Consider the following 13907-nt stretch of genomic DNA (forward strand, 5'->3'; position numbering starts at 1 on the left):
CTAGTGGGAGCAGCAAAAAATTAGGGGCGAAACTCTTCGCACTTTTTAACAGCGATTTCAGTCACACGATCGTTTTCAGATACCAAGGGAATATAATGCTTCATTCTTAAAAGCGGAGCCCCTTGGTCGTACCAATTTTCCACTGACATATCCACGACAGATCCTCTGGGAGTAATCTGCGTCTCTTTCTTTACGACAGAAATATTTGCGCCTTGAGGTTGGCACGTCTTTAGGTCAACTCCCCAGATGTCTGTTCCTTCAAAAACATACAAGACACTTTCCACCGCGGATGCATCTGTCGTTCCCACCAAAGCAATGCAATAGCCGGTATTTAATTCACGCGAAGAAGTCCAAGCCGCAACACTTGCAGCCGAATCCCCGGCAGAGAGTTCAAAACCATCACGATTATAGTCGACCGCAGAGAACTCCCACTCCGTTTCATTTTGCTGGTATTCACAGGTGATGTGATTGAATTTTTCGGAAGCGATGGCCGCACTTGTCGATAGTGTCAATAAAGCTGCAAACAGAAATCTCATAATCACCTCTGAAGAGGATTTGAGTAAGACAGTCAAATCTTGTCAAGAAATGACTGTCCAAGGCAATAAGCTTACTGTTCTACTTTCGCACCTTTACCATAATAGCCTACTGGTTTTAGACTAAGCTTAACTGAGGAGTTTTCGTTGTGAAAATAGAACGAATCGATCACCTTGTATTTACAGTAAAAGACATTTCTGCCACTTGCGACTTCTATCAGAAAGTCCTGAACATGGAAGTCGTGACGTTCAAAGGAGATCGCAAAGCGCTCTCCTTTGGAAATCAAAAAATAAATCTGCATCAGGTGGGAAAAGAGTTTGAACCCAAAGCAGACAAACCAACTGCGGGAGCTATCGATCTTTGCCTGATAACAAATACTCCACTTGAGGAAGCAAAGAAACACATCGAAAGCTTCGGAGTTAAAATAATCGAGGGCCCTATTGAACGCACAGGCGCAATGGGAACGATCAAATCAATTTATTTTAGAGATCCTGATTTTAATCTGATCGAGGTTTCGAACTATTGAATCTGGCAACACCTGATAAACCGGGAATGCCAGAAAAGAAATTGCCGCCGGATCCACAAATAAGAAGCTAGGAAAATCCTATGAACGTTAAAGACAATGAAATCAAAGCACTACTGGAAAAGTATAAAAAGTTTTCCGTTTACGGCCTAAGCCCCGATCAAACGAAAGCAAGCCACTATGTCCCGTTATACATGCGCGATCATGGATGGGAAATGGTTGGGACCTATCCCAAGAATCATGAAGCGAATGGATTTAAAATCTACTCCTCGCTGAAAGAGGTGCCCGCAGAATACAGAAAATTTGTGGATGTTTTTAGAAGCTCGGACCGTATTCCCGACGTTGTTGATGAAGTCTTGGAGGTCGGCGGCGTTGAAGTCTTATGGCTACAACTGGGAATCAGTAACCCGGAAGCAGAGGCCAGAGCAGAAAAGGCAGGAATCAAAGTAGTCTCTGATCGCTGCCTTATTATCGAACACAAACGCTGGTTTTAGTTTTGCGGAGATTGCGTGGCCGCGGGTTCTACAGCCGGTGTGGTACCCGGCGGCGCCTCTACAACCTTTTTCAGATTTTCGAATCCCTTGTCCATCTGAGTTTTGAACATTTTTTCGCAATCGATCAGAACCGTCATAAGCTTGGTCATAAAGCCACCGTCACCGTGCATGGCCCAAGTGAACTTGGTCGATGCACCTTCGGGAACTAATTTATAGTCGATCAGCTGTTCGCCATGCATAGGCTCTGTCATTGTCAGTTTCATTTGCACGAATTCATTGGGTTTGATCTCTAACATTTCCATTTTTCCCGAGCCGGCGTCTTTATTGCCTTCGAACTCCATGGCTGAGCCCACTTTGCCATCCTCGCCGGTATAGGTCTTTTTCATGTTGGGATCAATCAACTCATAGGGATTCCATTGCCCGCCCAACTTGAAATTTGAAAGATAAGGAAAGATTTTTTCCGCGGGGGCATTGATGACTGTGCTGTTTTCATAGTGAAAGGAGCCGCTACGAGTCGCTACATATCCCAAAAACAAGACGATAATAACTAAGATACCAATTGCTATTTTTTTACCCATTAGAATTCCTCCGAGCTCTTATGGTGTCTTGATTAGATCTTAAGATCAACTAACTAATCCGGCATCACGATAGGCCTGCATCTCGTCCCCAGCGACGAAGCCAAAAATTTTTGGTCCTTGCTCACTGAGCTGAATAAAATAAGTCACATCAAAATCAATCGACTTTATTGGTTTTCCTTGGGGAGTATAGTCGGCGCGATAATAGACTTTTACCATGTCATGAAAACGATCAATCGGTGTCACCATAAGATTGCGAACATGCATCTCTCGGGTTCCGATCTTTTGGTAGAAAGAATAAGCCTTACGCAAAGTCGCAGAAAAAGTAATATTGTTTGATCCTGTTTCTACCGAGTCAGGGCCCGCTGCAAGAAAATGCTCTGTAAAAAAACTTTGGATCAATTCCGTATCAAGATCACCTTTAAGACCGCGATTATATGCTTCAACATATTTCTGGAAAAAATCTTTGTACTGCCGGGCAGGCATAGTGTCCTCCAAAGGAACTCCTATGATAAGCTAACGGCAGATAAGACTCACATGACATTCGTGTCACCATCTGGTGTTATTTTTTCTTGGGATTTTGCTTCATGCAATTGCTTAGAAGTTGTTCCCACACAGCGCGGGCAACAGGCCCCAAGGGTTTATGCTTCATTCGCATAATGTGCAGATCCAGATAAAAAGGTTTCACGTGTTCATCTTTAATCTGAATCAGAGTGCCGCGACTCAATTCTTTTTCGACCTCACTGAAAGGTAAGCTGCCCCAGCCAAAACCATTTATAATCATTCTGTGCTTTAAAGCATGATCAGTGACATAGCTTTTCTTGGAATCAGCCACTAAGCCCTTGCCGTCTTTTTTTAGTAAATTTGCCTTATCCCCCTGCTGTAACACCACGATCTGAGGAAACTGTTTTAAGGATTTATAGGCAAGATTCGGCAACTTCTTCGCCAAAGATTTGGCAACGACCGGAATCATTTCGATTTTATCAAAAAATACGCTTTCAATATTTTCATTTTCCGCTGATTTAGTGGAAATGGAAAAATCTGCGTCACCTGAAAGCAGCGAGTTCAAACCACCACTCATAATTTCTGAACGAAACGTCATTTCAGTGGGATGTTTGCTAAGAATAGTCTCTTGAAACACTCCCTCGATAGCTTCAAATCGAACTAACGGATCCAAAACAACTGTCAAAAATGGTTCTACTTTTTTTGAACCCAGCTCTTGCCCGACAGTTTGCAACTCACGAAACGAAAACAAACACTGCTTGGCCCAGTTATAAAACACCAAGCCTTCCGGAGTTAACTTTGGTCGGTACTCTTCACGATTAAAAAGTTGCAGGTCGAATTCTTCTTCAAGCTTCTTAATCGCCACAGAAAGGCTGGGTTGAGTTTTATAAAGATGTTCGGCCGCAGCCTTAAAACTTCCCTTTTCCACAATCATTTCAAGGGTTTCTAATTGATCAATCGTCACAAACAGGCTCCCGAACTATATAGTCTATATTTATTGTGATCATAAAATCATATTAATTTTTTTCAAGAGAAAATTGCCCGATATTGAATTCATCAACGCGATACACGGAAACGAGATCGCAAAACAAACAAAACAAAAACACCGCAAGGGGAGAACAACATGAAAGCATTTAAAGTTATTTTCGCAACATTGGTAGCATTGACAGCAGTTCAAGCACAAGCCGGCAAACCAGCTAAAGCGCTACTAACACCAACGAATCACACTTTGATCTTAATCGACCACCAGCCACAGATGGCATTTGCAACCAGATCCATCGACATCCAAGAACTTCGCAACAACGTCACGGGTCTGGCAAAATCAGCAAAAGTATTTGGAGTTCCAACGGTCCTAACAACAGTGGCAGAGAAATCTTTCTCAGGTCCCATCTTCCCAGAGCTACAAGCTGTGTTCCCGGATCAAAAACCAATTGATCGTACGACGATGAACACTTGGGAGGATAATCGAGTTACCGACAAGGTTAAACAAATCGGCAAAAAGAAACTTGTTATCGCTGCACTTTGGACTGAAGTATGTGGGGTTGGGCCTGTGCTATCAGCTATAGAAGATGGTTACGACGTTTACTTCGTCGTTGACGCTTCTGGTGGTGTTAGCAATGTCGCTCACGATACGGCTATTACAAGAATGGTTCAGGCCGGTGCTCACCCAATCACATGGATGCAATATCTTCTTGAACTTCAACGTGACTGGGCTCGCGGTGCTACTTACGACGCAACAACTGGTATCGCTAAAGAACACGGTGGCGGCTACGGCTTAGGCATCATCTACGCTAAAGAAATGTTCGGCGCAAAAGAAGGCGCTAAAGAAAGTCACAAATAATCAATCTCTCCCTGGCGCTGGGACCTATAAGTCCCGGCGCTTTTTTCATCTAAGGAATCACCACCATGAAAAACTCAATCACCAAGCAATTTAAGAAAGTCCTACTCATGAGCTCCGCTGCTGCCCTTACTTATGCCTCTTCCTCTGAAGCTCAAACGAAATCATCTCCAGACCTCATCATCCGCAATGCCAAAGTCTTTTCTCACAAGAACGGCTTCCAGGAAGCCTTTGCTGTGAAAAACGGTGTCTTCGTTAAAGTCGGCACGAATGACGAAGTCATGAAATTAAAAGGTGAAAATACCAACGTGATCGATGCCAAGGGTCGCACTGTCATTCCGGGCTTGGTCGATACCCATCACCACCCGATTCGCGCAGGCCTTAACTACAATCTTGAACTTCGTTGGGACGGAGTAAAATCCCTTAAAGAAGGTCTTAAGATGATCAAAGAACAAGCGGCCCGCACTCCTGAAGGACAATGGGTTCGTGTTGTCGGCGGTTGGTCTCCTCATCAATTTATCGAAAACCGCTTTCCCACAATCAAAGAATTAAACGAAGCCTCTCCGGATCGCCCTGTGTTCGTCATGTATCTTTACTCCAAAGCATTCATGAACGATGCTGGCGTGAAAGCACTTAAATACAACAAAGACACGAAATTCCCAGGCGGCGAAGTCGAACTTGATAAAAACGGCAACCCTACGGGTGTGTTGACGGCAAAACCAAATGCTATGGTTCTTTATAAAACACTCGCCTCCACTCCAAAACTTGCAAACCGCGCCGAAGAACGCAATTCCACTGTTCTTTATTTCAACGAACTAAGCCGTCTTGGCTTAACCGGTGTCATTGACGCTGGTGGAGGCGGATTCTTTTTCCCCGAGGATCACCGCATCGCTAAAGAACTTAATGACGAAAAGAAACTCGCAGTGCGCATTCCGTTCTATTTGTTCGCTCCTGTCGCTGGCAAAGAGCTACAAGACTATGAACGCTGGACTGCTGCTGCAAACCCGGAAAGCTTACATGAACTTCACTTGGGCTCTCACTATCACCTGATGGGTGGAGGAGAAAACCTGACGGCCTCTGCTGCTGACTTTGAGGATTTCATGGAGCCACGTCCTGATCTTCCACCCCAAATGGAATCAGAGCTAAAACCAATCTTGAAACTTTTGTTTAAACACCAATGGATATTCCGCATTCACGCAACTTATGACGAATCCATCGCGCGGGTTTTAAATGTGGTTGAAGAAATCAAAAAAGAAGGCGGTCCTTTCCCTGACAGATTCATCATCGATCACGCGGAAACTGTGACATACAAAAACTTGCAACGTATCAAAGCATTGGGTGGCGGTATTTCCGTGCAAGATCGCATGGCTTTCCAAGGTGAAGAGTTCTTTAAACAATACGGCGCCAAAAAAGCCGAAACAGCTCCACCAATTGCAGATATGTTAGCTCTTGGTATTCCAGTCGGCTCAGGAACAGATGCAACTCGTGTGTCTTCATTCAATCCTTGGATTTCTTTATACTGGCACGTCAGTGGTAAAACAGTGGGTGGCTTTAAACACATGAGTGATCGCAATCGCCTGTCTCGTGAAAAAGCCCTTTATCTAATGACAAAAGGTGCTGCTTGGTTCTCGAAAGAAGAAACTTTAAAAGGCGATATCGTTGAAGGTGAATTTGCCGACTTTGCACTTTTGAACAAAGACTACTTCTCTGTTCCTGAAGAACAAATCAAAGAGATCTTCTCGGATATGACAGTGGTCGGTGGCGAGATTAAAACGGCTCAAAAAGAATACTCTGATTTAGCCCCTAAAGCTCCCCGTGCTTTGCCAGATTGGTCCCCCGTCAATACCTATGGCGGCTACCAACACTCACGCTAAGTACATGAAACTCCTGGGATTAACCTCCCAGGAGCCCTCACAACTATATAAAATATATCTATATAGTATATTAATTCTTAATAATTTTTTTATAACCAGAAATCACCGATACTTAGTTCATGGGAGGCAATCATGAATTTCAAGATACCCCTCAAGCGCCGCGGATTTATCTTGGGCGCATTAACGACAGCAATAGGTTTGGTTGCAGGGGCAGTGCCTCTCATAAGAAAGGAAAAAGGTATGTTAACAGTAAGAAGATCAAACGACAGAGGATTGGCAGAACACGGATGGTTGAAATCTCGTCATACGTTTTCCTTTGCAGAATACTATGACCCAGACCACATGCACTTCGGCCCACTTCGTGTCATTAACGAAGACCGAATTGCTGCAAGCTCGGGTTTTGATACACATCCACACCGCGATATGGAAATTATCTCGTACGTAATATCCGGCGGACTACAACACAGAGATTCTATGGGTAACGTGGCAGTAATTAAACCGGGCGAAGTGCAACGCATGAGCGCAGGCACAGGTATTCTTCACTCGGAATACAATGATGAGTCTGATAAAGAAACCCATTTCTTCCAAATCTGGATTATGCCCAACAAACGTGGCGTTCAGCCAGGTTACGGTCAGAAATCCTTCGAGAAAGAACTGGCATCGCAAAAATTGGTGCATGTGATTTCCACAGACGGTCGCGATGGCACCATCGGAATTCATCAGGATGCAGACATGTATATCTCGCGCTTGAAAAAATCCGAAGAGCTTGAGTTCAATATCGGCGAGGACCGCCGTATGTGGCTCCAAGTGGTCAAAGGCAACGTCGAAGTGAATGGTGAAAAGCTTGCGACAGGAGATGCGATTGCGGCTACCGATGTGGCAACTGCAAACATCAAAGCAAGTGATGACTCTGAAATGATTCTATTCAAACTTCCGTAATTAAATATCCCCTTCCAACTGAAAAGGCGAGCCCCCGCGGGTTCGCCTTTTTATTGCGCTAGTAATTCATTCGTACTAAGACGCAAATACGATTCACCGCGTTTTCCCTAATAAAAGTCGAGATATTACACGTTTCACGGTTGACGGGAGAACCCAGATTTTGTCATATGCGACTTCCGAAGAGGAGGTTCTGATGAAAAAATTCGCTCTAGTTTTCGCTGTCACTTTGGTTTCCATGAATGCTTGGTCTTCTGCCATTGTACTTCGTTGCAACTCACCAAAAGGTGAAGTGCTTATTAACTTCGAACCATTGTCGGCTAGCTGGGTTAACAAGGATGGATCTACAACTCCATTCCTTCGTTACGGCAACATCTGCAATCAAGACGTTTCTAATTACAATCCAAAACCGAACTGTCGTGCGGAGGAAAGATCTCAAGATCACTACTGGATTCAAACATTGGAATGTGAACACGGTGGTCAATGGTTTGCAGATGCCGTTATGGAAATCAGCCAAATCACGAAAGACGGTCGCTTCCAATGCAGATCTAAATTCGGCAGCAAAGAAGACATCAAGCTAGAACTTGATAGCTGCCGTCCATTCTAAGAAAACATTTTCGGCTTGGACGCCTGGCTTTTTGATTTTGCCGGGCGTTTGCCCCACTGAAATTTGCGCAGATCCAATTTTACATCTGCGCTAAACTCCACGCCTTCTTTCTCAAGCTTCTTTTTTTGCTCTCGATAATTTCGGCTTCCTACTTCAAATGAAATGCGACCTTGGGAGTTTAAAACTCGGTGCCATGGCAATTTATACGTGGTTGAACAAGAATGCAGAATCCAAGAAACACCACGAGACCCCTGAGGCTTACCTGCCAGCTCTGCAATCTGCTTATAAGTTGCGACCTTCCCACTGGGAATCTTCAGAATCGTTTCGATCACTTTTTTAGAAAATGGTGAAAGTTGAATGACTGACATCAGTTCCCCTTTTGAAGGATTTTATCCAGTTGAGCCTTTTGATATGTTCCAAACTCTAAATTAAACAGACAACGAATTAAAGGATCTTCAACGACATCAACATCCACCGCCTTCTCAACTCGAAGATAAAGTGAAGTCAGGCTTTCCCCTGTGGTTAAAGCGGAATAAAGCTTAGTCGCGATAACTTCTGTTTTCCACTCAGCGGGCTGTGGAATTGTCTCGACACTTTCCATGTCGTCATCACTCAATTTGTAACGGAAAATCTTCTCCGTTCCATCAAAATCAAATAAAGAAAGCTGCCAGAACCGCGCCTTGTTGAAATAGACATCAGCGGACGGACCCACTTCCTTGTATTTCAAAGGCAATTCCTTCTGACAATAAGCAATCACCCGAATCATCTGTTCTTGTGATAATTGAGAAAAATGCTTCGCAATGACCGAAGTCGCCGGAGGAACAAGCGCCGGCTCGTAACGATAATCAACGTCCTGATTTCCAATGACCTTGATCCAAGGCAAAGATTCCGCAGGCTTAATTTCCGAACCATCAAGTTTCAGGCTCATTCCTGGATTCAAACGATTGATATTTGTTTGCGGTAAGACGGGCTCCACCTGTTCAGAAAACAACTGATACGAAATTGGAAAGAAAGCCTGATTATACCAAGACCATTCTTCCATGCGAAACTGACAAGAGCTGGGAATCAGATTTTTAGGAGCGAGAAGGCGAAGCTGCTCCAACCACTCCTGCGGAACTTTTCTATCAGAAGGCGCCGCCCTCAGGGGCTCGATAACTTCCAGCTCTCGCATCGTTTGAAAGGGCCACATCACAAGATCCCAGGGCTTTTCCTGAATAAGCTGATCCATTGTTATTTCATCGACCCATGAATCCACCACATTCAAAATTTTCAGACCCTGCACATTCACCTGAAATATTGAGTCAACATCCACATCCAATGCTGGCAAGGATTTCACCTCAAAAGGACCAACTTGAACAGATCCCCCCAGCTTTAAAGCGTGAACATTCTTAAAACCCAACTGTCTGATCCAATCAAATATTACTGGGTGCACGCAAAACATGTAAATTGGCGTATTTCGATTTAGAAGCTTAAGACTATCGAATGAACAGTGATCATCATGATGATGAGAAGTAAAGACAGCGGCGAGGTTCAGCGCCCTAATACGGTCGGAATCAAATTCAAGAGCTGGATATGCATAGCAGTTACGGCTGAAAGGATTCTCGAAAATCGGATCAAAGGCAATTTGCACACCTTCGCTTTCGAATACATAACCCGCATGAAAAATTCTGGAAACTTTGACAGCCATGATCTCGCTTATACTAGATCATGGCTGCAGACGGCAATTCACTTATTGGAATCTATCTTACGACGCAAATCTCACAGGCTGGCTCAGTGGCAAGGCCTTCTCAGTTTCGTCGACTGCTTCCGGGGCGGCCACGCGTCCAGCTACAATGCGATCTAAGTCATCCACATTTGCCCGAAGCTGCTGGGCTTGACCAGCAAGCTGCTGGGCCGATGCAGCTGCTTCTTCAGAGGCCGCGGCATTTTGCTGAGTCACTTGATCCAGATCATTCATGGCTTTACCCATTTGCACGATGCCGTTAGCTTGTTCTTGACTGGCTGTAGAGATTTCTCCACTTAAATCTGCAATTTTTTTGATGGAAGTAACGATTTCTGAAAACACAATACCGCTTTCTTCCGCCTTCGCGCTGCCCTCTTCAATTCTTTCAACGCTTTCATTAATAAGTGCGGCAATGCTTTTCGCTGACTCGGCACTTCTTTGCGCTAAACTTCTAACAGCATCGGCAACCACCGCGAACCCTCGCCCTTGTTCGCCAGCGCGAGCGGCTTCCACCGCGGCATTTAGCGCCAGCAAGTTCGTTTGAAAGGCGATATCATCAATCACCGAAGTAATATCAGCGATCTTTTTAGAATCAGACGAAATTATTTGAATAGACGTAATTAAGCCACGGATATCCCGCTCGCCTTGCACAGCACTTTCGCGAGTGGACTTAGCAAGGTTCGCTGCTTGCTTGGCGTTTTCGGAATTTGTTTTCACCATGGCCGTCAGTTCTTCAATCGTAGCCACTGTTTCCTCAAGGGACGCAGCCTGTTGCGACGAAGCTGAAGACAAAGCTTGCGAAGATTCCGTGATTTTTTCCGAAGCATGCTTCACTTGCTCTGCACCATTTGCGATCTCTTCAGACACATGAGCGATGGATTTAGCCAAAGAGATGGCAACCCAAGCTCCGCAGACCATACCTAAAATCACGCCGAATAGAATTGTAACTAACACCGTGGTGTTAGTTTCTTTGCCGGTGTTACGGGCTTCGTTAACCCAAGTCTCTCCATTGATATGGTGGAATGAAACAAGACTCGCAATAGCCTTATCATAAGCTGCCGCGTACTTTGGACAATCAACCAGAAAGATATTAATTAATTTCTGCTTATCTTCGTTTGTTCCAGAAAGATAAAGTTTCAATGCATCAGCACCTAAACTCTTGAATGCCACCCAAGTCGAATTTACTTCTTCATATTTTTCTTTCTCGCCTGGCAGAAAGGCATAAGACCTATAAATTTCATCTGCCTTTTCATACGCAGCGATACTGTCGGTCACTTCTTTGACATATTGTAAGCCTTGCTCATGCGACAAGCCCGGCAGCCCCAAACTTCTTAGACTGATTCGAATAGAGCGAAAATGAAGGTACATTTTATCGGCGACTTCGATATTACCCAGAACATCGCCCGTCACCTTTTCATAGGATCTGCCAATTCCTTGAATACCCCAGAACGCAACCCCACCCACAACAATTGGTATCGCCGCCATAAATATACAAAGCGCGAACAACTTTGCCTTCAGACTCATTTTCATATTCACATCCATCTCGCACTAAAATGTTCATATATAGAAGAAGGGATGAACTAAGAACACTGCTTACCTTCTGAATCCACCAAGGTTGGTGGACACATTCATTTCGGGGATGTCACAAGAAAACTTGATTGGTATTTAGCAAGCAAGGCTCTTATTCGGAGAGAAAAAGAAGTTAGTTAATAGTACACATGACTTTGCGACAAACATTCGGTCTCACATTCGAGAAATCCTCGGCGAAACCGTCTAAGACATGTGCGCGACCTCGTTTTCACAGCGTGTTCCATGAATCAAACAAACAAAATTCTTTTTAGTCGTGTCGGCAATATTCATTAAGGCCTCTTGAGTAAGGAAGGCCTGGTGAGACGTCATAATAACATTTGGAAATGTCGTTAAGCGAGCAAGGATGTCATCTGTGATACCTTCGCTGGATTGATCTGTGAAGAACACTCCCTCTTCTTCTTCATAAACATCCAGACAGGCCCCACCAATACGATGAGCTTTCAGTGCTTTGATCAAAGCTTGAGTATCAATCAAGCCACCGCGGCCGGTATTAATCAAAATGGCATTACTCTTCATTTTCGCAAAGGCGCTTTCATTAATAAGATGTTTGGTGGCATCGTTCAGCGGGCAGTGCAAAGAAATGATATCAGATTTTTCAAGCAGCTCATCAAGAGTGACATATTTTGCGATCGCTGCAATTTCGGGATCCGTTTTAATATCACGAACTAAAATTGAACAACCAAAGCCGTTCATAATCTTCGCAAAGACGTGGCCAATTTTTCCGGTGCCGATGATACCCACAGTTTTCCCATGAAGATCAAAACCGACCAGTCCTTCCAATGAAAAATTCATCTCGCGAACATGATAGTGCGCCTTGTGAATCTTTCTATTTAGAGTGAGCAATAAAGCCACCGCATGTTCGGCAACCGCGTAAGGTGAATACTCCGGCACACGAACCACCCGCAGTCCCAACTTTCTAGCCGTCGGCAAATGAACATTGTTAAATCCTGCGCAGCGAAGGGCGATAAAGCGAACGCCCAGTTTATGGAGCTCCGTTAGAACTGCTTCGTTCAAAACATCATTAACGAAAACACAGATACCTTGATAACCGCTTGCAAGCTGCGCGGTTTTTTCAGTAAGTCTCGCCTCCAAAAAATCAAACTCGATTTCAGAGTCTTTCTGAGCTTCTTGAAAAATCTTTTCTTCGTATTTGCGAGCACTGAAAAATGCAACTTTCATGGCAACCCCTGGGTTTGATTTATAAACAATAACCGCAGTAATTGATGAATGCCACCTCTGACACGGTCCTTTTGCAGAAAATCTTTTTCACCCCTATCTAGCGGATATTACGTCGCAATTGCCTCTTTTTGACAAACCATCAAACCCTGGTATACTTAACCTATAAGTTAATTAACCGATAGGTAAAATATGGATCAGTTAAGTCAGACATTTCAAGCTCTCGCAGACCCCACCCGCCGGGCGATGCTCGCGCACCTGGCCAAAGGCGAATCAAATGTGACAGACCTGGCAAAGCCTTTTCTGAAAGAAATGAGCCTTCCGGCCGTCACCAAACATTTGAAAGTTCTTGAAAAAGCGGGACTGATCACCAAAACCAAAGAGGCTCAATGGCGTCCCTGCAAAATTAAAGCAGACGGACTTCGTGATGTGGCTGATTGGATGGAGCACTACCGTACATTTTGGGAAGAAAGTTTTGATCGACTGGATGCTTACTTAAAGACCGTTACTGCCAAAGAAAAGAAATCGAAAGGAAAAAAGAATGGGCGCAAGAAATAAACCTAACGAAATATATCTCACCCGCGTGTACGATGCCCCGGTTAAACTTGTTTGGGATGCCTGGACAGATCCTAAACAAGTGGCCCAGTGGTGGGGTCCTCGTGGTTTCACTATCACCACTCACAGTAAAGACCTTCGCGTCGGCGGTCATTGGTCCTATACAATGCATGGACCTGATGGCAAAGACTGGGAAAATAAAACGATCTATCACGAAGTCGAAAAATATTCTCGCTTAGTCTATGATCATGGTGGCGGCGAAGATCGCCCGCCCCTTTTCAGAGTCACGGTGACCTTCGAGGAAATCAAGGGTGGCAAAACGAAAATGGACATGACCATGGCTCTGGCAAATGCTGAAGCCGCGAAAGAGACAAAAAAATTCATCAAGCAGGCCAGTGGAAACTCCACTTGGGATCGCTTGGCAGAGTTCTTGGACAAAGAGTCCACGGGCAAAGAAAAATTTGTTATCAATCGTGTTTTTGAAGCTCCGATTAACACGATGTTTGAGATGTGGACGGATCCAACACACTTTGCAAAATGGCTTGCACCGACCGGCTTTAGTATGAAGTTCTTGCGCGCAGATATTAAGCCCGGCGCAACGACATTCTATTGCATGGAAAACGATACCGGTTTGAAAATGTATGGCCGAGCAAAGTATCTGGAAGTCTCAGCTCCGAACAAATTGGTTTATACCCAAGAGTTCACCGACGAAAAAGAAAACCAATCGCGTCATCCCATGGCCCCAACATGGCCGGCAGTGATGCAAACCACGGTTCTTTTTGCTGAAGAAAGCCCCACAGAAACTCGCGTGACTGTGACTTGGGAAGTTGTGGGTGATTACACCGCAGAAGAACTTGAAACATTTATCAAAGGACGCGCTGGCATGACTCAAGGCTGGACTGGATCATTTGATAAGCTTGAAGACTACATCGCAAGTAACAGAAATTAATGTTCCTAATACTCCCCCGTGCACCAGAAT

The 13907-nt window shown here is 44.5% G+C and carries 16 protein-coding genes; 8 read left to right on the top strand and 8 right to left on the bottom strand.

Annotation, left to right across the window (positions count from 1 at the left end; all coding sequences use genetic code 11):
* Positions 1-20: 20 nt before the first annotated feature.
* On the bottom strand, positions 21-536 hold the full coding sequence (locus HW988_RS17665) for a hypothetical protein (RefSeq protein ID WP_181605452.1): 516 nt from the start codon (positions 534-536) through the stop codon (positions 21-23).
* Between the two features lie 146 nt (positions 537-682).
* On the opposite strand from HW988_RS17665, the gene HW988_RS17670 reads away from it, so the two are divergent.
* Both HW988_RS17670 and HW988_RS17675 read left to right on the top strand, forming a co-directional pair.
* A complete protein-coding gene (locus HW988_RS17670) occupies positions 683-1060 on the top strand; it encodes a VOC family protein (protein ID WP_181605453.1) in 378 nt (125 codons plus the stop codon).
* A gap of 80 nt (positions 1061-1140) precedes the next feature.
* A complete protein-coding gene (locus HW988_RS17675) occupies positions 1141-1551 on the top strand; it encodes a CoA-binding protein (RefSeq protein ID WP_181605454.1) in 411 nt (136 codons plus the stop codon).
* Here HW988_RS17675 and HW988_RS17680 read toward each other — a convergent pair.
* From HW988_RS17680 to HW988_RS17690, 3 genes are all read right to left on the bottom strand, one after another.
* Positions 1548-2129 (bottom strand): SRPBCC family protein, encoded by a 582-nt coding sequence (locus HW988_RS17680; RefSeq protein WP_181605455.1) that lies wholly within the window; start codon positions 2127-2129, stop codon positions 1548-1550. The two genes, HW988_RS17675 and HW988_RS17680, sit on opposite strands and share 4 nt — an antisense overlap.
* A gap of 45 nt (positions 2130-2174) precedes the next feature.
* The gene (locus HW988_RS17685) at positions 2175-2624 is read right to left on the bottom strand and encodes a nuclear transport factor 2 family protein (RefSeq protein WP_181605456.1); all 450 of its coding nucleotides are present in this window, start codon (positions 2622-2624) and stop codon (positions 2175-2177) included.
* Between the two features lie 64 nt (positions 2625-2688).
* Positions 2689-3594 (bottom strand): LysR family transcriptional regulator, encoded by a 906-nt coding sequence (locus HW988_RS17690; protein WP_181605457.1) that lies wholly within the window; start codon positions 3592-3594, stop codon positions 2689-2691.
* A 159-nt stretch (positions 3595-3753) separates the two neighbouring features.
* Here HW988_RS17690 and HW988_RS17695 point away from each other — a divergent pair, with 159 nt between their 5' ends.
* The 4 genes from HW988_RS17695 (at position 3754) to HW988_RS17710 (ending at position 7884) form a co-directional block, all read left to right on the top strand.
* Positions 3754-4470 carry a hydrolase gene (locus HW988_RS17695; protein ID WP_181605458.1) on the top strand — a complete coding sequence of 239 codons (717 nt, stop codon included), beginning with the start codon at positions 3754-3756 and terminating at the stop codon, positions 4468-4470.
* 65 nt (positions 4471-4535) lie between these two features.
* Positions 4536-6341, top strand: coding sequence for an amidohydrolase (locus HW988_RS17700; protein ID WP_220128770.1), 1806 nt, complete (start codon positions 4536-4538; stop codon positions 6339-6341).
* 240 nt (positions 6342-6581) lie between these two features.
* Positions 6582-7280 (top strand): pirin family protein, encoded by a 699-nt coding sequence (locus HW988_RS17705; protein ID WP_181605459.1) that lies wholly within the window; start codon positions 6582-6584, stop codon positions 7278-7280.
* Between the two features lie 193 nt (positions 7281-7473).
* The gene (locus HW988_RS17710) at positions 7474-7884 is read left to right on the top strand and encodes a hypothetical protein (protein WP_181605460.1); all 411 of its coding nucleotides are present in this window, start codon (positions 7474-7476) and stop codon (positions 7882-7884) included.
* Here the strand turns inward: HW988_RS17710 and HW988_RS17715 are convergent.
* The 4 genes from HW988_RS17715 to HW988_RS17730 form a co-directional block, all read right to left on the bottom strand.
* The gene (locus tag HW988_RS17715) at positions 7881-8252 is read right to left on the bottom strand and encodes an MGMT family protein (protein ID WP_181605461.1); all 372 of its coding nucleotides are present in this window, start codon (positions 8250-8252) and stop codon (positions 7881-7883) included. The two genes, HW988_RS17710 and HW988_RS17715, sit on opposite strands and share 4 nt — an antisense overlap.
* Positions 8252-9571, bottom strand: coding sequence for an MBL fold metallo-hydrolase (locus HW988_RS17720; RefSeq protein WP_181605462.1), 1320 nt, complete (start codon positions 9569-9571; stop codon positions 8252-8254). The genes HW988_RS17715 and HW988_RS17720 overlap by 1 nt, the downstream gene beginning before the upstream one ends.
* Positions 9572-9628: 57 nt before the next feature.
* The gene (locus HW988_RS17725; protein WP_181605463.1) at positions 9629-11137 is read right to left on the bottom strand and encodes a methyl-accepting chemotaxis protein; all 1509 of its coding nucleotides are present in this window, start codon (positions 11135-11137) and stop codon (positions 9629-9631) included.
* 243 nt (positions 11138-11380) lie between these two features.
* Positions 11381-12376, bottom strand: a complete 996-nt coding sequence (locus tag HW988_RS17730) for a 2-hydroxyacid dehydrogenase (RefSeq protein WP_181605464.1) — start codon at positions 12374-12376, stop codon at positions 11381-11383.
* A 189-nt stretch (positions 12377-12565) separates the two neighbouring features.
* Here HW988_RS17730 and HW988_RS17735 point away from each other — a divergent pair, with 189 nt between their 5' ends.
* Positions 12566-12931 (top strand): helix-turn-helix transcriptional regulator, encoded by a 366-nt coding sequence (locus tag HW988_RS17735; RefSeq protein WP_181605465.1) that lies wholly within the window; start codon positions 12566-12568, stop codon positions 12929-12931.
* Positions 12915-13877 (top strand): SRPBCC family protein, encoded by a 963-nt coding sequence (locus HW988_RS17740; protein WP_181605466.1) that lies wholly within the window; start codon positions 12915-12917, stop codon positions 13875-13877. The genes HW988_RS17735 and HW988_RS17740 overlap by 17 nt, the downstream gene beginning before the upstream one ends.
* Positions 13878-13907 lie beyond the last annotated feature (30 nt).

The organism is Bdellovibrio sp. KM01, assembly GCF_013752535.1.
Classification (GTDB): domain Bacteria; phylum Bdellovibrionota; class Bdellovibrionia; order Bdellovibrionales; family Bdellovibrionaceae; genus Bdellovibrio.